Origin of the sequence: Pontimicrobium sp. IMCC45349, from assembly GCF_047219225.1 — a bacterium.
Taxonomy (GTDB): domain Bacteria; phylum Bacteroidota; class Bacteroidia; order Flavobacteriales; family Flavobacteriaceae; genus IMCC45349.
Genome location: NZ_CP178208.1, coordinates 2,079,883 through 2,102,039, shown reverse-complemented (window position 1 = coordinate 2,102,039; position 22,157 = coordinate 2,079,883). Strand labels below are relative to the sequence as shown.

Genomic DNA, 22,157 nt, shown 5'->3' with positions numbered 1-22,157 from the left:
TAATTCAAATTAATTAATAAAATGAAAACAAAGTTTAGTGGAATTTTGACGCTATTACTAGCGTTTTTTGTGCAATTAACCTTTGCGCAAGAAAAAACAATTTCTGGTACAGTTTCAGATCAATCTGGAATGCCCTTACCAGGAGTTAACATCATTGTAAAAGGCACTACAAATGGAACCCAAACAGATTTTGACGGTAATTATTCAATTACTGCTAAAGTTGGTGACATTTTAACCTTTACTTATGTCGGACAAAAAACAACTGAAATTACTGTAGGAGCCGACAACACGATTAACGTAACCATGGAAGAAGACGCTGCTCTACTTGATGAAGTTATTGTAACTGCATTAGGTATAAAAAGAGAAAAGCAAGCCCTTGGTTACGCAACTCAACAATTAGACTCTAAAACCATTCAAGAAAATGGAGCAGGTAGTACTAATATTGTTGACGCACTTAATGGATCCGTTTCCGGGGTAGACATCTTAAGTTCAGGAGGAGATGTTGGTAGTCCATCAAGTATTGTCATTAGAGGTATTAGCTCTCTATCAGGAAGCAACCAAGCTTTATTCGTTGTAGATGGAGTTCCAATCGACAACTCCTCAGTAGCAGCTCCAGCTGGTGACGCTATTTATGGTGTTAACAGAGCTGGTGATATTGACTTTACAAATGTAGAATCTATATCAGTACTTAAAGGTGGTGCAGCAACAGTACTATATGGAGAACGCGGAACAAATGGTGTTGTATTAATCACAACTAAAAAAGGAGCAGATTCAGGAAAGTTAAACATCAACTTAAACTCATCATACTCAATCGCATCACCAAATAGATTCCCTAAATTTCAATATGATTTCGCAAGAGGTAGAAATGGTGGTTACTCAAATGTAACTCACTGGAGCTGGGGACCTGCCTATGCCGCTAACCCTACTTTTCCTGCAGGAACAAATACAGATTTAGATGCCGATGGTATCGCTGAAGATGTTTCAGGCCAAGCAATACCTTTCTACAAAGACAATTACAAAAATTGGTTTAATGACGGTACAACATTAACTACAAACTTAGCACTTAGCGGAGCTAATGATAAAGGAAATTTCTACACTTCATACACAAGAGTAGATCAAGAAGGTATTGTTCCTAACTCAGAATTAAAAAGAAACTCATTCAACATTAACGGTAGCTACAAAGTAAATGATAAGTTTACATTTGGAGCAAATGTAAACTACATAAGATCCGAAACTAACAAAGCTGCTTCTGGTATTAACGGTTGGGGTGACGGTCTAGGTTACTGGCACCACATGTGGGATATTAACCGCCCATGGAAAGACGCAAATGGAATCAAAACATGGTTCTCTACAGCTGTACCAGATCCTAATTGGATTGTATATGAAGACAATGAGCTTAGTGAGGTAAATAGATTATTTGGTAACGTGAATTTCAACTATGAATTCTCAAAGTGGTTTAACTTAGGTTTCAAATTAGGAGTTGATACTTACGCAGACAGCAGAGAACGTTATAGACCAATATCATCCGTTCAATCAGACGGACGCTTAGGTGACGCCTATGTAAACAACATTAATCTTACCGATACAAACTCATTAATTACTCTTTCTGGTGCTGGAGACATAAACGAAGATATTGGAGTTTCCTACTTAGTAGGTAACAACATTTTTGAATCTAGATATAAGAGATTAATAACTAATGGTTCAACACAAATACTACCAGATTTCTACAACTTAGAAAATTATGTAAACATTACGGCTGACACTTACACTCAAAACTATAGAACCATGGGTATATTTGCTGATGTAACTTTTGACTACAAAGATTATTTATACTTAGGTTTAACAGCTAGAAATGACTGGTCTTCAACTTTACCATCTGACAACAATAGCTATTTTTACCCTTCTGCAAATTTAGGTTTCATCTTCTCAAAATTAGTTGACTCTAAGTTTATTAACTATGGTAAACTACGTGGTTCAATTGCTCAAACAGGTAAGAGTGCCGACCCTTATCAAATTCAAGATGTTTTTGTTAAAGCTGGTGACAATGTATTAGGAACACCACAATTTACAACATCAAACTTATCAAGAAATGAAGCTTTAAAACCTGAAATTTCTACTGAATGGGAAATTGGTACAGAACTAAAAATGTTAGACAGTAAAATATCATTAGATTTCACCTATTACAACAAACTATCAACAGACCAAATACTTCAAACACCAACCGGTGTTACAACAGGTTTTAGCTCACAAGTAATTAATGCTGGTGACATTAGAAACAAAGGTGTTGAAGTATTACTTTCTTTTAACGACTTATTTAAAGTAGCAGATGACTTTAAATGGGGGGTTAACTTCAACTTTACAAAAAACACAAACGAAGTTGAAACTCTAGCAGATGGTTTTACAGATCAAATTGTAATTGCAGACGGATGGTGGTCAACAACTCAAAGAGTTGCTAGAGTTGGTCAATCAGCTGGAACAATTGTAGGTGTTGGATACCAAAGAGATGATGCTGGAAATATACTAGTTGGCGACAATGGTCTTCCACTACTAACTGAAGACAAAATAGTACTTGGAGACATTTTTCCAGATTGGAAACTAGGAATTAACACTAACTTAAAATACAAAAACATTGGATTAAGCTTCCTTTTTGATATCAAAAAAGGAGGAGATGTTATAAATGACTCTGAAGGTTGGTGGGTATACTCTGGTTTAGCCAAATCAACTGAAGACAGATTCTACTCATTAAACGATCCTAATGCCAACGCCACAACAATTATTGATGGTGTAAACGCTAACACTGGACAAGCAAATGATGTAGCAATACCGTTAACAAACGGATATTATCATGATTATGTTTCTTTTAATGACGAAGCTTTAGTAGAAGACGCATCTTGGGTACGTCTTAGAAATATCTCATTATCATATGATTTCCCTAAAAAAATATTAGACCAAATAGGGTTTACAAATTTACAAGTAGGTGTTACCGGAACAAATTTATGGTTAGACACAAAATATAACGGTAAAGATCCTGAAACTAGTGGATATGGCTCTGGAAACTCAACAGGTTGGGACATTAATGGAGCACCATCTACTAAGAGCTATACTTTTAACATCAAATTAGGATTTTAATCAAAAAAAATAGAAAAATGAAAAAAAGTATTTATTTATTATTAATATTCTCATTGATCCTGCAATATGGATGTAGTGAGAAATCGCTAGAAGAACTTTCTGTTGACCCAAATAACCCAACATCAGTAACACCAACTCTACTGCTAACCGCAGCTCAGGTTGATATTTTAGGAGGGTTTGGATACAACTGGGATAGATATGCTGGTGCATTTGTTCAAACATTTGCAGGAAACCACGCAACAGGTGTAAATGCCGACCAATACAACTTAAGATCAGCTGATTTCCAAGGACTATATACTAGTTCATATGTTAACGGTCTTAAAGATTGTTATGAGATTATCAATACTTCAGGACCAGCTGCAGAAGCATGGGAACATGTTGGTGTAGCTAAAATCATAATGGCAACTGGACTAGGAGCTATTACTGATGTATATGGAGACATTCCTTATTCTGAAGCATTCAATATCTCAGAATTCCTAAACCCATCATTTGACCCTCAAGCAGACATATATACAGCAATAAACACATTGCTTACTGAGGCTATTCAAGACTTAAATACAACTTCAGTTTTATCACTAGAAGGAGATTTGGTTCATGATAATGATGTAGATAAATGGAAAGCCACAGCTTATTTGTTACTAGCAAGATACAGCAACCACCTCAGTAAAATAGACCCACAAGGTTCAGCAACAGCAGCCTTAGGATATGTAGATATGGCAAAAGCAGCTGGAATGAATAGCAATGATTGGAATTACTCTATGAAATTTGACGATCAAGATCCTAACTGGAGAAATCCTTGGTATGAATTATTTGAGAACAATTTAATTATTGCCTCTGAAAATTTCATGGATATGCTTATTAGCACAGATTCTGGTACTTGGGATCCAAGATTGTTTTCTTATTGGAACTCTAGAAACATTGAAGGAACATTTGTAGACATAGTTGGAAAACAAAATGGTTTACCAACAGGAAACAGTTCTTTCTCGCCAGTTGGACCTCAAGGCTATTATGGAAAAATTGAATCCCCTGAATTAATAGCTACTTATTTTGAATTGCTATTTATAGAAGCTGAAGCTGCTTTAAGAGCAAACCAACCTGATAGAGCTGCTACCGCTTTAAACGAAGCTATTACATCTCAAATAAATTTAGTTGCTAACGCAGGTGTGGATCATGTTGCTGAGTATTTTGACATAGACAGCGCAACTGCTCAAGACGCCGTAGACACAAGGGTAGCTTCATACCTAGCAACTTATGCTAATGAAACTGCTGGAACAGTTACTATTGAAAAAATAATGACTGAAAAATACAAAGCTATGTTCACAATGAATTTAGAAACTTGGGTTGATGTAAGAAGACATAATTATCAATACCCTTCTTATTTAGCCCTACCTGCTAACTCTATTTTACCTCAATTTATAAGAAGAGGTTTATACCCTCAATCTGAAATAGACAACAACTCGAGCACTCCTTCTGCCTCAATGACAGATAGACTATGGTGGGATGCTAACTAATTTTAAAACTTAATTAAAATGAAAAAAATTAACATAATATACACATTAATAATATCAGCATTGATTTTCTCATGCTCACTTGACGATGAGAAAGTTGTTGATGAGAACTTTGGTGTTCTTCCTGTTGTTACAGATATAGTAAATGGCTTCTTTGATTTAGCAGACACAGCTAATGCAAACTCAGGATTTACTTTATCGACATCTGATGCTGGTGGCGCAGTCTCAAGTTCAGGTGAAATAATGGTAAACTTTAATGGAGGTGAGTACAGCAAAATTGCTGATGTAAGTTCATTCCCTGTTACTGTAAACTACACACTTGCAGAAGTTGCAAGTCTACTAGGAGTTAATGTTGGAGACTTAGCTCTAGGTGATGCCTTCCAATTTAAATTTTACATAACAACAACAACTGGAGAAAGAATGACTTCAGCAACTGTAGTTGATGTTCCAATGAGCTGTGTTTCTGACTTAGCAGGAGCGTACTCTGTAACCACAACTTATGGATATCATGATTTTTTACCTGATTACTCTTCTAATACTATGAATATAGATGTTGTTCAAGTAAGTGACGGAGTATATTCAGTATTTGATTTCTCAGGAGGTTTATACAGCTCTGGCCCATATTCATCAGCATATGGTACTGGTGACTCTAGCTTTACTGTAACTTTTAGAGATACATGCAACAACATTAGTTGGACAGGACAATCAGATCCATGGGGAGCATGTATCCCTGCAGACGGTGGAACAAACTCAGTAGATTCTGGCACTGGTGTAATTACTATATCCTGGTACTGTGAAGGGTATGGAGAAAATGGAGTTTCAATTTACACTCCAATAGATTAATAACTTAATTTGAATTAGATAAAAACCGCAGTTAATTTTCTGCGGTTTTTTTTATCTACAACTATATTTTTATAATTTATTTAAGAAATCTAATATTAGATGAAAGATTACTAATATTAAGCTATCTTCTTTGCTTGATAAGAAGTTTTAAGATAAAAAAGTTGCTTATTTAACTTTTTATTATGACTTTTGGGGCAGACTAATTCAAATAAATTATAAAAAATGAAAACAAAGTTTAGTGGAATTTTAACGCTATTACTGGCGTTTGTAGTGCAAATTTCCTTTGCACAACAGAAAACTGTTTCAGGTACAGTGACCGATGAAAACGGTCTACCTATGCTTGGAGCATCTGTCATAATTAAAGGTACTACTACTGGTACTACTACAGATTTTGACGGGAATTATTCAATCAATGCTAATACAGGTGACGTACTTGAATTTAGCTATGTTGGTTATTCAACTCAATCTATTACCGTTGAATCTTCTAGTAAGATAGATGTTCAATTAGCACCTGACAATGCGCTTGAAGAAGTTGTTATTGTTGCCTTCGGTGAGAAAAAAAGAGATGAATTAACATCAGCAGTATCTGTAGTTACAGGTGAAGATTTAGCAAAGCTATCTCCTTCGACTTCAGTAGACAACATGCTACAAGGTGTTGCTCCTGGGGTACAAGTAGTTGGAGGTAATGGTAAACCTGGTCAAACAGCATTCGTAAGAGTACGTGGTATTGGTTCTATTAACGCTTCTAGTGCACCTTTATATATAATTGACGGTGTTGTAGCTCCAAATATGAATTCAGTAAACCCTAACGACATTGAAAGCTTATCAGTTTTAAAAGATGCTGCAACAGCTTCTCTTTATGGATCTAGAGCTGCAAATGGTGTAGTTGTTATTAAAACGAAAACTGGTAGAAAAAATAGAGCTGCTACTATTACTTTATCTTCAAGATTTGGTTACGGTCAAAGAATAAAAGATAACTTCAAAATGATGAATGCTGCTCAAAAAATACAGTATGAAAGAGAATTAGCTGCTTTAGGAGTATCAAATGCAGTAGCATTACCAGGAGCTAGTATTTCTAGTCAAGAAGAATATAATAGATTAGTAGGTAGAGATACTGATTGGTTTGACACACTTTTAAGAGAGTCAACTATTCAATCAAACTCTTTATCTATAACTGGAGGTTCTGAAGATATTTCTTACTTCTTAAGTCTTGGTCATGACAGAAACACTGGTATCATTAGAACTATTGATGGTTTTGAAAGATTAAACAGTAGATTAAATGTTACTTATCAAGCTAAACCTTGGTTAGAAGTAGCTGCCAATGTTAGTGTTACTACTACTTCAACTGATGAGCCTCGTGATAGAAACAACGTACAAAACCCGTTTAGAGCTATGTACGATTACAATCCGTATGAGACGAAGTATATTTTAGATGATGATAACAACTTAGTATTAGATGCTAATGGTAATCCTCAATATAACTTAACTAGTAATGGTTTCTCAATCTCAGAAGCATTAGTTAACAACCCAGAGAGTGAGCATAGAACAATTATTATTGGAGGTATTTCTGCAAAAGCTAAATTAACAGAAAACTTCACAAATACTTTCAAAATGGGTGCTACTAATAGTGCTTATAGAAGAGAGTATTTCTTAAAGCCAGGATCTGTATTAGATGGATATGTTGGAGATGCTAACAATCCAGGTTCTAAAACTGATAATGGTTCTAACGATTTAGATTATACTATCACTAACCTTTTATCTTATAACAAGATTTTTGGAGAGAAACATGATGTAACAGTTACTGGTTTATTTGAATTTAACAAAAATACTTTTAGATCTTACCGTTTATCAAGTATTGGATTCTCAAGTGAAGATTTATCTGTACAGTCAGTAGCTGCACAACCAACTGCTGCAACAACTGATTTATTTGAAGATACATTATTATCTTATGGTGGATTTTTAGATTACAACTTTGATGGAAAATATTTAGCAACAGCTTCTGTAAGACGTGATGCTTCTTCTGTATTTGGTCAAAACAACCAATATGGTGTATTCTGGTCTGCAAGTGCCGCTTGGAATATTTCTAAAGAAGATTTCTTTAAAGTAAATTGGTTAGATGATTTAAAATTACGTGCTTCAGCGGGTACATCTGGTAACAGAAATGGAATAGGATCTTATGCTGCATTACCAACTCTTGGTTTTGGTAGCTTAAATGGATTATCTACGGCAGTACCTACTGACAATGGTAACCCTGATTTAGGATTTGAAGAAAACTTTATTTTTGATATTGGTTTTGAATTTACTGCTTTCAACAGAAAAGTAAGAGGTGTTGTTGATTACTATGAAAGAACAACTTCTGATTTATTATTAAATGCCCCACTTCCAAGTTTAGGTGGTGAACCAGATGGAAGTATCTTCAGTAATATTGGAGAAATGGTAAATAAAGGTTTAGAAATTGAATTAAGTTGGGATGCAATCCAAACTGAAGACTTACAATTTAGAGTAGGTGGTAACATTGCTTTTGTTGATAACGAAGTAACAAAATTAGTACCATCTGCACAAAGTCCTAATGGAGACGATATCATTAGAGGAAGTAACATTATTACTGTAGGAGAAGAAATTAATACTTTCTACGTTCCTCGTTGGGCAGGAGTAAACCCAGCAAACGGTGAGCCTTTATTTTATGATTCTGATGGAAACGTAACTAATGTTTACGATTCAAATGCAAATGTTGTTTTAAGTGGAAAATCTCCATTAGCAAAATTTGATGGTGGTTTTAACTTCTACTTAAACTACAAAGGTTTTGACTTAACTTCTGACTTTTACTTTAAGTCTGGAAACTACATTCTTAACTTCATGGAGAGTAACATGTTAAGTGATGGTACTGGTGTTGATGCAAATCAACGTTTAGATGCTTTTAATTACTGGAGACAACCAGGAGATACTAATGTATTACCAAATCCAATTTATGGTAATGAAGCTCAACAAACTTCTGATAGATTTTTACAAAAAGGTGACTATATTCGTTTAAGAAACTTAACATTAGGTTACAACTTACCTTCTAAGTATGCTGAATATTTACACTTAAAATCTTTAAGAGTTTATGTTCAAGGACAAAACTTATGGACATATGCACCTCACTTTAATGGAGATCCTGAAGTAGGTATTGGTAGTGGAGAGACTAATAATGCTGTTGGTTTTGGTAACTATAACCTTTACAGTTACCCACAAACTCAATCTATTTCTTTAGGTGTTGATTTAAAATTTTAATAAAAAGATATGAAAAATATATATAAAACATTAGTTGTTGTATTTAGCTTACTTATCGTTCAATCATGTGACGACGAGCTAAACCAATTACCAAATAATGCATTATCTCCAAGCACATATTACAATACTGCTGAGGATTTTGATAATGCGATGAGAGGAGTATACTCTGGATTCTTAGGTGGATCATATTATGGTGGAAGTTTACTTAGTAGACCAGACATTATGACTAGTAACGTTATATTAGCTCAAGCTGGTAGACGTTCTAATCAAGCATTTCACGAATGGAGACATTCTCCAAATTTAGCATGGGGAATGATGTTTTCTCCGTATGTAATTACAAACAGAGCAAACTTAATTATTGAAAACATCGATAATTTAGATGATGGTCCTACAAAAAATAATTTTTTAGGTGAAGCAAGAACTGCAAGAGCTTTAGCTTTATTTGATATGCTTAAAGTTTATTCTAAAATACCTACACAGTCTGCTGATGCTGGTTCTAGTTTAGGTATGCCTATTATTACAGGCACTGACCCTAATGTTAGAGAGTTAAGACCTACTGTTGCTGAATCTTACGCATTTGTTATTTCTGAATTAGAAGCTTCTAGATCTTTAATAAATGCTGATAATGGTGTAGGAAGATTTAATAAAGATGCTGTTAATGCATTATTAAGTAGAGCTTATTTATACAATGGTCAATACCAAGAGGCTATTAATGCTGCTAATGCCGTAAATTCTGCAGTTGCTGACGCTGCATCTTTTCCTCAAGTTTGGTTAGATGGTAGTGAAGCTGGTGTAATCATGAAGATTAACCAAGATAGAATATTAGATGGTGTTGGTATTGGTATTGAATGGAGTCAATCTGTAGGTGGTACTGTAATTCCAGAATACGTTATGGAGTTTGACATGTACAATTTATATGCTGGTAATGATGTAAGAAAAACTTCTTATGTTCAAATTTTACCAGATGCAGATGGCAACATCTACAACGCTATCACAAAAATGTATGGTGAAGCAGGACAGGTAAACGGTGTTGTTGATCCAAAAATCATTAGAGCTGCTGAGGTTTATTTAAATAAAGCTGAGGCTCACGCTATGTTAGGTGGTCAAGATGCTCAAGCATTAGCTGCTTTAGATATGGTAAGATCTAATAGATATTCAGGATTTGTTTCTGGAAATGAAACTGGTGCTGCTTTATTAGATGCTATTAAAAATGAAAGAAGATTAGAGTTATTTGCTGAAGGTCATAGATTATTTGATGTTAAGAGATGGAATGAAGGAATTTCTCGTTCTGCTACTAATGGTGAATTCTTTGATGGTACTGGTACACCAGTTCCTGGATCTTTCTTAAACTTACCAGCAGGAAGTCACTTGTTTGAATTACCAATTCCTCAAGCTGAAATCAATGTTTACCCAGAATTTCAACAAAACCCTGGTTATTAATAATTAAAATTTGCAAAAAATGAAAAAAATAATTTTCACATTATTAACGTTAGCCATCTTCACTGCATGTGAAGATGAAGATCATGGAGTTGATGCTAACAATTACAATGGGCCAGATATTGCTTACTATACAAATGGTGTAGCTAGCTCTTATTTTGTGACTCCAAATGCTGAGCCTGCATCAATTCAAATAGGTGCTACAAGTGTAAGCAATTCAGATAGAACTTATTCTTTACAAGTAGATGCTGAATCTACTGCTCAAGAAGGTGTAGATTTTAATTTTGTTAATAGCTCAGTAACAATTCCTGCAGGAGAGTACTTTGGAGAAATTTTAGTTCAAGGTATTTTTGAAGGAACTACTGCTGAAGGTTCTAACCTAATTATTAACTTAGTAGGAAGTGGCGATAATGAAGTAATGGTTGGAGCATCATATGACTTATTCATTGTTCAACAATGTGTTTCTGATTTAGCTGGTATGTACGACGTAACTACTACTTATGGTTTCCATGATTTCTTACCTGATTACTCGACTAATACTATGCCAATAGAGATTGTTGAAGTTGATGCTGGTTTATACGAAGTTTTTGATTTCTCTGGAGGTTTATATAGTTCAGGACCATATTCTGCTGCATATGGTACTGGTGACACTAGCTTTACTGTTCAATTCAATGAAAACTGTGGTAATATTTCTTGGGAAGGTCAAAGCGACCCTTGGGGAGCTTGTATTCCACTAGATGGAGGAACAAATTCAGTTAATTTATCAACTGGTGTTGTGACAATTTCTTGGTATTGTGAAGGATACGGAGAAAATGGAGTTTCAGTTTATACACCTCAATAACAAAAAAAAATGAAAACAATTTATAAATTATTATCGTTAGTATTTATATTAACAGTATCTGTTTCTTGTGATAGAGATCAAGGGGATTCAGATTATTTAAATGGTAGAGGTAGCACTATTTTCTACAGCAGTCCAAGTGGAACTTTATTCGTTGAAGAAGGTGCTGCAAATAATTATCAAATAAGTGTAGCAACAACTGCTATTCAAAATTCAGGAATTCCTTACAGTATTGAAGTAGACCCAAGTTCTACTGCGGTTGAAGGTGTAGATTTTGATTTCGCATCATCAACTCAAATTCCTGGTGGAAATATTGTATCTACATTTAGTATAGAAGCTTATTTTGATAATGCTAGCTTAGATGGAAAAACTTTAGTTTTAAACTTAGTTGGATCAGAAGGTGTAGATGTTGGTACAAACAATACTTTTTCACTAGATATTTTCAAGAGCTGTCCTTATAATGGTTTAAATACAACAGATTACTCAGCAGCTGTAGTTGCATTTGATGCAGAAGCTCCTAGCTATGATGTAACTTTAGTTCCTGTAGCAGGTTCTGATAATCAATGGACAGTTACAACAGGATGGGGTCCATCTTTTGTTGCTTGGGCAACAGGAGATCCTCAATACGAAGGTGCTTTCCTTTATTCAGGAACAATTACTTTAAATAGTGATTTCTCTGTTGATTTTGCTGGCGATGATGCATGGGCAACAGGTGGTGCTGGTTCATTCTCTCCTTGTACTCAAGTGTTTACTTACACTTTAACACAAGGTTTATTTACCAACGCCTTTACAGTTGACGTAACATTAAATCCTGGGATATAATTATCAACCTATATTTCATAAAAAAAAGAGCTTTTAATAAAAGCTCTTTTTTTTTATCTTTACCCGAAAAAGTTCTCATGAATAAGAATAATTTAATAACACTATCGTTACTGCTTTCCTTTTCTTTTGGTTTTTCACAAACTCAAGAACAGAAAAAAGCTATTATAAAAGATTATAATAAAAAAAACATTGAAGCATTAATTACTGAAATAACAGCTTTTAATGATCAAAACAAAAAGGACATTGAAGCCTACCTAATAAGTAATCCTAATACAGAATTAATTATTAAAGGCGAAAATGGCGAATTAAAAAAATTAAAATATATAATTAACAACACTCCAATTTATATTGTAACGGATAATATAAACAGTGCTAAAGCTACTAGAACTGATTTTTTACACAATGGCGGTGGTCTTGGTTTAAATCTTGAAGGTCAAAATATGCATGTTGCTACTTGGGATGGAGGTCCTACATTAGCTACACATCAAGAATTTTTAGATGATAGTCCCGCACCTGTAACAAGAGTTTCTACTCCAGATCAATCAGCATCAAATGACCAAAGTAACCATTCTACACATGTTTCTGGTACAATTATAGCAAAAGGTGTTTCACCAACCGCTAAAGGAATGGCTCCAAAAGCAATCCTAACATCCTATGATTGGGATAATGATGATATTGAAGCTTTAAATGAAGCTACAACCAATGCACTATTATTATCTAACCATTCATACGGAGTGCCTACACAAACGGCTGCTTCTTTAAATTGGTTAATGGGTTGTTATAATACCGAAGCAAGAATATGGGATAATGTAGCTTACAATTCACCATATTATTTACAAGTAGTTTCAGCAGGAAATGATGGTCAAACAACTTATAATGGTGGTTTACTTAACAATTATGATAAACTTGTTGGAAATAAAAACTCTAAAAACAATTTAGTAGTTGCAAATGCAAATAATCCACTAGTACACCCAAACGGAAGTGGTGATCTTCTTAGTTTATCTATTAATGTTGGTAGTAGCCAAGGACCTTCTGACGATGGTAGAATAAAACCAGATATTTCTGCAGATGGAACAGCTGTATTTTCTCCTATAAGCACTTCAAATACATCATATGCTTCTTATAATGGAACATCAATGTCTGCTCCTAATGTAACTGGTTCTCTTTTGTTACTACAACAATATTACAATGATTTAAACTCTCAATATATGAAAGCATCAACCTTAAAGGGACTTGCTTGTCATACTGCAGATGATGATTTTACAGTCGTTGGTCCAGATCCAATTTTTGGCTGGGGATTATTAAATGCCAAAAGAGCAGCTGAAACAATTTTAAAAGATCAAACCAATGATGCTTTAATATTAGAACAAACATTATCACAAGGTGAAACCTATACTTTTGATTTCACTGTAACTTCTGCGGAACAATTAAGTGCTACTATTTGTTGGACAGATCCTGCCGGAAATGACATGAGTAATCAATTGAATAGCCCAACGGCAGCTTTAGTTAATGATTTAGATTTAAGAATTACTCAAAACTCTACAACATATTTTCCTTGGAAATTAAACCTAAGCAATGTTGCTGGTTTTGCTACTACTGGAGATAACCTAGTTGACACAGTCGAAAATATAGATATTAATAATCCATCTGCTGGCAGTTATACTTTAACTGTTACTCATAAAGGAACTCTTACTAATTCAACTCAAGATTTCTCATTAATTTTGACTGGTTCAGATTTAACACTTAGTACTAATGAAAACCAATTCAACACTTTTAATATTTGGCCAAATCCTGCAAGTTCTGAATTAAATTATAGCTTCAATTCTTTAAATAATTCAGATGCTTCAATTATTCTTGTTGATATTCAAGGTAGAATAATCTTTAAACATACTATTGCTCCTCAAGGTCAATTTATTTCGGGTAAGATAGATACTCAAAGATTTGCTAAGGGAAGTTACGTATTGATTATAAAACAAGGTGATTCTAAAATAAACAAAAAAGTTATTTTAAAATAACTCATTCACACTTAAAAAAAAGAGAGGTTAACCTCTCTTTTTTTTGTAAGACACATAAAATATAAACGACTAAATGCTATGAAAAGGTTAAAACCAAATTTTCTTATTACAGTATTCTTTTTATCATTATTATCACCTTTACTATCTTTTTCCCAAAACACGGTAGGTATTATAGATAATCAAGAAGGCACGTATGGTGGCTATACCTTAATCACTAAAAACTTAAATACATATTTAATAAATAATTGTGGTGAAATTATAAATCAATGGACGAGTGATTTTAATCCAGGAAATGCAGTTTATCTCTTAGAAAATGGAAACTTGCTTAGAGCATGTAAAACTGAAAACACTGGTATTAACTTTGGTGGTGTTGGAGGTAGAATTGAGCTAAGAAGTTGGGATAATGACCTTTTATGGGAATATAATTATTCAACTCCAGAAGAAAGACAACATCACGATATATACCCTATGCCTAATGGGAATATATTAATGCTTGCGGTTTCTGTTTTAAGTAATGAAGAAGCTATTCAAGCTGGAAGAAACCCATCTAACCTTACTCAATCTACTCTATATAATGAACATATTCTTGAACTTGAACCTATAGGCACAAATTCTGCTAACATTGTTTGGGAATGGCATATCAAGGATCATCTAATCCAAGATTTTGACATTAACAAAGACAATTATGGTATTGTAGAAAATAATCCACAATTACTTGATATTAACTATTTAGGAGGCTCTAATGGTAATTCAAATTGGCTACATATAAACTCATTACAATATGACGAATCACTAGATCAAATAGTATTAAGTTCAAGATTAATGAGTGAAATTTATATTATTGATCATTCTACTACTACAGAAGAAGCTGCTAGTAATAATGGAGGTATTTATGGTAAAGGAGGAGATTTTTTATATCGTTGGGGAAATCCTGAAGTATACAAACGAGGTGATGAAAATGATAAAAAACTTTTTGGGCAACATTACCCATATGTAATACCTCCTGGGTATCCTAATGAAGGAAAAATAATTCTTTTTAACAATGGTTTAAACCGTTCTCCAAGCTTTTCAGAGGTTTATATTTTAAACCCACCTCAAGATATTCCAGGGTTTTATAATTATGAAATAGGTACTACATACGGTCCTGAAACTCCAGATTACATTTATCAAGATCCAGAAGACCCAACTAATTTCTTTTCTCACTTCTTATCTGGTGCGCAAATGCTTCCTAATGGGAACATACTTGTTTGCGTTGGTTCACAAGGTTATTTATTTGAAATAAATTCAGAAAATCAAAAAGTATGGAAATATATTTCTCCTGTAGGGTCTGATAGTATATTAAGTCAAGGTGATGATCCTTTAGGAAGTGGAAATACTCTTTTTAGAGCTACAAAATATGGATACAACTATCCTGCCTTTGACGGTAGAGATTTAACCCCTGAACTTCCTATTGAGAATAATCCTGACTTATCTCAATGTGATATATTAAATATTGATGATTTTGAACTAAATATGGCGTCTATTTATCCAAATCCAGTAAAAGACAAATTAAATGTGAAATCTAATCAAGAAGTTCAAAAATTAGAAATTTATAATCTATTAGGGAAACTAGTTTTAGAGAATAGTAATTCAAATAGCCTAGATATGGGTCATCTTACTCCTAATCTATACCTCTTAAAAATACATTCAAATAATACAATCACAACAAAGAAAATTATAAAACAATAACTCATAAATATTGACCTTGCTAATTTATATTTTGCAAGGTCTTTTTTTATACTTTTGCCTCTATGGAACAAGAGACAAAAATATTTGGAATTCGTGCTGTTATTGAAGCTATAAATTCTGGAAAAACTATAGATAAAGTATTCGTGCAAAAAGGGCTAAAAGGTGAACTTTTTCAAGAATTAGATAGTCTTTTAAGAAAAAATGCAGTAAATATATCTTATGTTCCTATTGAAAAGCTAAACAGACTTTCCAGAAATAACAACCACCAAGGTGTTGTTGCTCAAATTTCACCTATTGAATTTTATGATTTAGACACTTTAGTTACTAATGTAAGTGAGTCTGGAAAAACGCCTCTATTCTTACTTTTAGACCAACTAAGCGATGTACGTAATTTTGGTGCTATTATTAGAACTGCAGAATGTACTGGTGTAGATGGAATCATAATTCAAAAAAAAGGTGGTGCTCCAGTAAATGGAGACACTATAAAAACTAGCGCTGGTGCAGTCTTTAAAGTCCCTATTTGTAAAGTAGATCATATAAAAGACGCTATGTTTTATTTACAAGCATCTGGAATTAAAATTATTTCGGCGACAGAAAAAACTGAAAACACAATCTATGATGTTTCATTTAAGGAACCTTGTGCTATTATTATGGGCTCTGAAGGAAAAGGTGTTTCACCATCAGTTTTAAAGTTATCTGATGCCAAGGCAAAACTTCCTATGTATGGAGATATAGGCTCTCTAAATGTGTCTGTAGCTTGTGGTGCTTTTCTTTATGAAGTAGTTAGACAACGCCTTTAATTATTGTCTTTCTTTTTATTAAAATGATAAGTGACCTTAATAACTCTTTTCGTTTTTGGCTTCTCCTCTATTACGTCTTCTTGCTCTTCAACTTCAACAGCTTCAATAAAATTACCATTCTCATCAAAATGCTTTAGAAAAGGGTCATCCTCCTCATTGTAATCATCGCGCTCCCATTCATATTTTTTAGGCTTAGCTATATATTTCCTAAAAACTATGGCAAATAATAAACCAACTATTAAACCCGAAAGATGTCCTTCCCAAGACATATTTTCTTTTACAGGAAATACATACCATATCATACTTCCATAAAGAAAAACCACTAATAATGACAATGCTATCAGTCTAAAATGTTTAGCGAAAACACCTTTAAATAGAATGAAACTCATTAATACATAAATCAACCCACTTGCTCCTATATGGTAAGAAGGTCTACCAATACACCAAGTAAGCAATCCAGAAAGTAAAATACCATAGCCTATCACTTTCCAAGCAATTGGTCGATAGAAATAAAACAATGCCATGGATAATACTAAAAGCGGAATAGAATTATGATATAAATGTTCTAAGCTACTATGGACAAAAGGACTAAATATTACACCCTTTAATCCTTCAAGTGTTCTAGGATATACTCCTAAATCGTTAAAACGATATCCAAAACGTACCTCAAACCAAAAAATAATCCAAATAAGCAATACAAATGCTATTGGATAACCAACTACTCCAGTTGTATATTTAAATTGTTCTTGATTGTTCATTTCATAAATTTAAATAATACTTACAAATAATTAGCCAAAACGATTCTTTATGAAACATTGTCACTTCAAAACAAAAAAATGATTTAATTTTACAATATGAATGCACCATTAGCCGAACGCCTTAGACCAGAAACACTAGATGACTATATAAGTCAATCACATTTAGTAGGCCCTAATGGTTCATTAACACAATCTATAAAACAAGGTTTAATACCTTCAATGATACTTTGTGGACCACCTGGAATAGGAAAAACGACTTTAGCTAATATTATTTCTAACGAATCAAAACGTCCTTTTTATACTTTAAGCGCTATTAGTTCTGGGGTAAAAGATGTAAGAGATGTCATTGAAAAAGCAAAACAAAATGGCGGACTATTTACAACCAAAAACCCTATTCTTTTTATCGATGAGATACATCGATTTAGTAAATCGCAACAAGACTCCTTATTGCAAGCAGTTGAAAAAGGTTGGGTAACATTAATTGGAGCTACAACCGAAAACCCTAGTTTTGAAGTTATTCCAGCATTACTATCACGATGTCAAGTATATATTTTAAACTCATTTGATAAAAATGATTTAGAATCACTTTTAAAGCGTGCAATTGAGAAAGATAACATTCTATCCCAAAAAAATATTACACTTGAAGAAACTGAAGCCTTACTGCGCTTGTCAGGTGGTGATGCTAGAAAATTACTTAACATTTTTGAGTTAATTATTAGCTCTTTTGATGACAAAGATATATTTATTACAAATGAAGTTGTTTTAAATAAAGTTCAAAACAATACAGTTAGATATGATAAAACAGGAGAGCAACATTACGATATTATATCTGCATTTATTAAATCGATAAGAGGCAGCGACCCAAATGCAGCTGTATATTGGTTAGCTAGAATGATTGAAGGTGGTGAAGATGTGAAATTTATTGCAAGACGTTTACTAATTTTAGCTAGTGAAGATATTGGAAATGCAAATCCAACTGCATTGGTTATAGCAAATAATACATTTCAAGCAGTAACTACTATTGGTTATCCTGAATCAAGAATTATTTTAAGTCAATGTGCTACATATTTGGCATGTTCACCAAAAAGTAATGCAGCTTATAAAGCTATTGGTAATGCTCAAAAGTTAGTTAGAGAAACTGGTGACTTAAGTGTGCCTTTATCAATTAGAAATGCACCTACAAAATTAATGAAAGAATTAGGTTATGGCGATAATTACCAATATGCACATAACTACGAAAATAATTTTGCTGCTCATGAGTTTTTACCGAAAGATATAGAAAATACAACCTTGTACTATCCTGGTAATAATGCTAGAGAAAATGCACAACGAGAGTTTTTAAAAAACCGTTGGAAAGACAAATACGATTATTAGAATTTTACATCTAGAAAATCGAGAACTGTACGTTCTCCTTCAATATACTCACGTACCCACGCATTACCCCTTTTATAGATAATTCCACTTTTATCTTTGATAATAAATACATTTTCAAACCCAGTAGCATGAATTGTATACTCAATATTATTTGTTAAGTTATTTAATAATTGGTAACCATTTGTAATAGGTTTAGCAATTAAGTAATTTTTGGTTTCTTTGGCATGAACTTTTTTTGGTGTCTCTAATGAAATATTATTACCGTCTTGTTTAGAATTTTCTGTAAAACTTATATCCTTGACCTTTGATTCAACTTTTACTGGAGCAACTTCACTTTTTACTTCTTTAACTACTTCTTGCTCCTTTTTTAAAGATTCTAATTCAGCTTTAAGCTTTGCTATTTCTTCTTGCTCATCATTTATATTTACTTTAGCTAATGAAACTATCTCCTTATTTTCCTTATACTCATAATTTAACGCTTCTACACTTTTAAAAGCATCTCGTAAAGCTAAATTAAATGCTGCTTTATAATCCTTTTCCCTAGATTCCCCTATTTCTGAACTAAATATTAGTTCATTCTTACAATTTCTTAATTCAATTTGCAATTTCGTTTTAAAAGCACCTTTGTGTTTTGTTACATTACTCACTAAAGCTAAACAACTATTAGAATATAAATCTTGAGGAAATTGTTCATTTTTCATAATAGCATTAAAGCCGTACTTATTAAAAAGAAACTCCGTTAATGCATTTAATTGATACTTATTATCCTCATTCAAAAAATCGTACCTATTTGGTACAATTACATACTTATAGTCATTTACACTACTTTGAGCTATTAAAGGACTTATCGTCCCAAAAACAACTATTAAAAGGCCTAAAACTTGCTTTTTCATAAGGTTTTATTTTATTAATCTCTAATGTATAAAATTATTTGAGTACTTGAACAGACTTACTATAAGTAATTCTTAATCTCTAATAACGAATCTATACTTTTTATATGGTTATCAATAGTCTCATTGTGATAATTAAAACAAATAGCATCTAATCCAATATCCAAAGCGCCTTGTACATCAGCTTCTAAATTATCTCCAATCATTATACTTTGTGTTTTGTTTGCTCTTGCAACATTAAGCGCATGATTAAATATTTTTGGGTTAGGCTTTTTAACACCTACCATTTCTGAATTGGTAACAGTTTCAAAAAAATGATCAATATTAGATTTGTTTAATTTTCCTTGTTGTACTTCTTTAAACCCATTAGTTATAATATGAAGCTTATACTTTGGCTTCAAATACTCTAATATTTCAATAGTACCATCAAACAAATGATTAAACGTAGATAAATTATCAATATAATCGACAGAGAGTTTATGTATCAAACTCATTTTAACCTTAACATCTATGGCTCTAAATGCATCATTGAGTCTTCCATAACGCAAAGATGCTTTGTCAATTTTTTCTTCTCTATAAAGCTTCCAATACTGGAAATTAATAGGTACATAAACTTCTAAAAACTCATCTAGCTTTACATCAACCTTATTGATATCAAAAATTTTTTCAAAGGTTAAAGCTGAGTTTTTTTCAAAATCCCAAAGTGTATGGTCTAAATCAAAAAAAACATGAGAGATATTATCAATCTTCATCTGTAGAATATAGTATTATATTAAATAGTTCTTTAAAGTCTTCCCATCTTTCAACATCACTAAACGAGTAATTATGAAAAACAGCTGTAAATGTACCATTAACATTTTTAACTTTATCTATAGCTCTTAAAAGTGTTTGTTTTTTATCTAAAAAAGATGCTTGTTTAAGCAATGAATAATCCATTAATTGAAAAGGATGAATCTTTAATGGTGTTTGTATTTCATAATCCATGTCATAAAACAAATATGGTGTGCATGTACCTGCTCTAAAACCTATATCGTTTATATAACCCATTGTATAATCCTCTTTTATTTCTAACTCAATTAAATTTCTATACGTTTTTGGTAAATTAATTCTTGAAAAAGAATTTCTAGAAATCTCTAAAGATGTATTAATTATGGATTCCATATTTTGTTTTTCCTTTTTTAATACTGAAGCATCATCTACCGCAAAAAATGACACCTTAAGTCCTACGCGACAATAATCTGCAACCGACTTTATTAAAGACACAAACTTCTTTTTATTAATACTTACATTTTTATCGTAAGTAGAGTAAGCTCCAATTAAAAAGAACACCAAAAATTTTTCTTTAACCTGTTTTTGTTTATTTATTATCCATTTAAAAGTATTATAAGGATCCCGTTTAAATCCAGTTACAACTGTATATCGTCTATACAAGGTTCTAAATTTAAAGCGAACAATTTCGTTTAACGTTCCACCTATAGTTCGCATTAAACCCTTATGCTTAAAATAATATGCCATAGGCACATCAATAATTGGGCTTATTTTGTAACTTCTATCTTTAAATTTATAATCTGGAAAACGCTCTTGTAATGCTGCTTTAAATTTATAAGCCCAAATATCTACCACTGGACTTTCTAAAAAATCATGTTTAAAAGCTAAACTATCTTCTTTTGTAAAACGTCCAAACTCATCTTTAACGTGAGGCAAATACTCTTCATAACGACTTAGCAAATAAAAAGAAGCCGAAAATATATCAAAAGGAATACTACTCTTTTCGCCATTATAAAAAAAGCATTTGGTTTCTTCCCATTTATGCACATTTATATCAATATCAGACAAACCTTGTTCAAACAAAATTGGATGACTTCTCACAAAAAACTCCTTTCCTAATGCCTGAGTTGTATACGACATTTTTAAGCTATCGTGAGCAATAAACTCTTCAATTGTTGTTGTAAAAGATACAGGAATATCTAAAATTCGTGTACAAATTTGTTTAAAAATGTACTTTACTCTTGGTGATATTTTATGCGTATAAACTAAAAGCATTTACAGTATATTTTCATCGGCAAAACTAAAGTATGCTTTTTCGGTAATAATTAAATGGTCTAGTACTTTTATATCTAAACTTTCGGCAGCATTTTTTAATTTTTGAGTTAATTGCTTATCTGCTTGACTCGGTTTTAATGTTCCCGAAGGATGATTGTGTGCTAAAATTAATCCTGTAGCTCCAACTTCCAAGGCTTGTTTAAGTACCAATCGCACATCTACCAAAGTTCCTGTTATACCTCCTTTACTTAACTGATTTTTAAAAATTACCTTGTTAGAATTATTTAAATAAACAATCCAAAACTCCTCATGCGAAAGCTCACCAATAACTGGTTGCATCAACTCAAAAACTGACTTACTAGAGCTAATCTTCTTTTTTTCAAGTGCTTCTTCTCCTCTACGTCTTCTACCTAATTCCATAGCTGCAACAATAGAAATAGCTTTTGCTTCACCTATACCTTTAAATACCATTAATTGCTTTACAGATAACTTTCCTAATTCACTCAAGTTATTATCTACACTAGCCAAAATACGCTTACATAAAGCTACTGCACTTTCATCTCTATTACCAGAACCTATTAAAATAGCCACTAATTCGGCATCGCTTAAAGCTGCTTTACCTTTATCACGTAGTTTTTCTCTTGGCTGATCATCTTGTGACCAATGTTTAATTGAAAAAGAAGACGATTTTTCGCTCATTTG

Annotated in this window: 16 protein-coding genes; 11 read left to right on the top strand and 5 right to left on the bottom strand. The window is 32.8% G+C overall.

The genetic code is table 11. The annotated features are described in order from the left end of the window. The first annotated feature begins 21 nt into the window (after positions 1-21). From ACLII3_RS09730 to rlmB, 10 genes are all read left to right on the top strand, one after another. The gene (locus ACLII3_RS09730) at positions 22-3,129 is read left to right on the top strand and encodes a SusC/RagA family TonB-linked outer membrane protein (RefSeq protein ID WP_412984041.1); all 3,108 of its coding nucleotides are present in this window, start codon (positions 22-24) and stop codon (positions 3,127-3,129) included. A 17-nt stretch (positions 3,130-3,146) separates the two neighbouring features. Next, entirely contained in the window at positions 3,147-4,640 is a 1,494-nt protein-coding gene (locus ACLII3_RS09725; RefSeq protein WP_412984040.1) for a SusD/RagB family nutrient-binding outer membrane lipoprotein, read from the top strand. 18 nt (positions 4,641-4,658) lie between these two features. Then, on the top strand, positions 4,659-5,480 hold the full coding sequence (locus ACLII3_RS09720; RefSeq protein WP_412984039.1) for a hypothetical protein: 822 nt from the start codon (positions 4,659-4,661) through the stop codon (positions 5,478-5,480). Positions 5,481-5,702: 222 nt separating this feature from the next. Further along, a complete protein-coding gene (locus tag ACLII3_RS09715; protein ID WP_412984038.1) occupies positions 5,703-8,750 on the top strand; it encodes a SusC/RagA family TonB-linked outer membrane protein in 3,048 nt (1,015 codons plus the stop codon). 9 nt (positions 8,751-8,759) lie between these two features. After that, positions 8,760-10,190 carry a RagB/SusD family nutrient uptake outer membrane protein gene (locus ACLII3_RS09710; protein ID WP_412984037.1) on the top strand — a complete coding sequence of 477 codons (1,431 nt, stop codon included), beginning with the start codon at positions 8,760-8,762 and terminating at the stop codon, positions 10,188-10,190. 19 nt (positions 10,191-10,209) lie between these two features. Next, positions 10,210-11,028, top strand: coding sequence for a hypothetical protein (locus ACLII3_RS09705; protein WP_412984036.1), 819 nt, complete (start codon positions 10,210-10,212; stop codon positions 11,026-11,028). A 9-nt stretch (positions 11,029-11,037) separates the two neighbouring features. Next, a complete protein-coding gene (locus ACLII3_RS09700; RefSeq protein WP_412984035.1) occupies positions 11,038-11,847 on the top strand; it encodes a hypothetical protein in 810 nt (269 codons plus the stop codon). A gap of 77 nt (positions 11,848-11,924) precedes the next feature. Next, entirely contained in the window at positions 11,925-13,862 is a 1,938-nt protein-coding gene (locus ACLII3_RS09695) for a S8 family serine peptidase (RefSeq protein ID WP_412984034.1), read from the top strand. 78 nt (positions 13,863-13,940) lie between these two features. Beyond that, entirely contained in the window at positions 13,941-15,590 is a 1,650-nt protein-coding gene (locus tag ACLII3_RS09690; protein WP_412984033.1) for an aryl-sulfate sulfotransferase, read from the top strand. Positions 15,591-15,652: 62 nt separating this feature from the next. After that, positions 15,653-16,390 carry a 23S rRNA (guanosine(2251)-2'-O)-methyltransferase RlmB gene (gene rlmB, locus ACLII3_RS09685; protein ID WP_412984032.1) on the top strand — a complete coding sequence of 246 codons (738 nt, stop codon included), beginning with the start codon at positions 15,653-15,655 and terminating at the stop codon, positions 16,388-16,390. Here the strand turns inward: rlmB and ACLII3_RS09680 are convergent. After that, entirely contained in the window at positions 16,387-17,148 is a 762-nt protein-coding gene (locus ACLII3_RS09680; RefSeq protein WP_412984031.1) for a rhomboid family intramembrane serine protease, read from the bottom strand. The genes rlmB and ACLII3_RS09680 overlap by 4 nt on opposite strands. A gap of 96 nt (positions 17,149-17,244) precedes the next feature. On the opposite strand from ACLII3_RS09680, the gene ACLII3_RS09675 reads away from it, so the two are divergent. Next, a complete protein-coding gene (locus tag ACLII3_RS09675; protein ID WP_412984030.1) occupies positions 17,245-18,522 on the top strand; it encodes a replication-associated recombination protein A in 1,278 nt (425 codons plus the stop codon). On the opposite strand, the gene ACLII3_RS09670 is transcribed toward ACLII3_RS09675, so the two are convergent. From ACLII3_RS09670 to radC, 4 genes are read right to left on the bottom strand one after another with little or no spacing between them, the layout of a single operon-like run. After that, positions 18,519-19,415 (bottom strand): hypothetical protein, encoded by an 897-nt coding sequence (locus ACLII3_RS09670; RefSeq protein ID WP_412984029.1) that lies wholly within the window; start codon positions 19,413-19,415, stop codon positions 18,519-18,521. The two genes, ACLII3_RS09675 and ACLII3_RS09670, sit on opposite strands and share 4 nt — an antisense overlap. A gap of 59 nt (positions 19,416-19,474) precedes the next feature. Then, positions 19,475-20,164, bottom strand: a complete 690-nt coding sequence (locus ACLII3_RS09665; protein WP_412984028.1) for a YjjG family noncanonical pyrimidine nucleotidase — start codon at positions 20,162-20,164, stop codon at positions 19,475-19,477. Next, positions 20,154-21,455: a polysaccharide deacetylase family protein gene (locus ACLII3_RS09660; RefSeq protein WP_412984027.1), complete on the bottom strand. Its 1,302-nt coding sequence runs from the start codon at positions 21,453-21,455 to the stop codon at positions 20,154-20,156. The genes ACLII3_RS09665 and ACLII3_RS09660 overlap by 11 nt, the downstream gene beginning before the upstream one ends. Beyond that, on the bottom strand, positions 21,456-22,154 hold the full coding sequence (gene radC / locus ACLII3_RS09655) for a RadC family protein (RefSeq protein ID WP_412984026.1): 699 nt from the start codon (positions 22,152-22,154) through the stop codon (positions 21,456-21,458). It abuts the gene before it with no gap. Positions 22,155-22,157 lie beyond the last annotated feature (3 nt).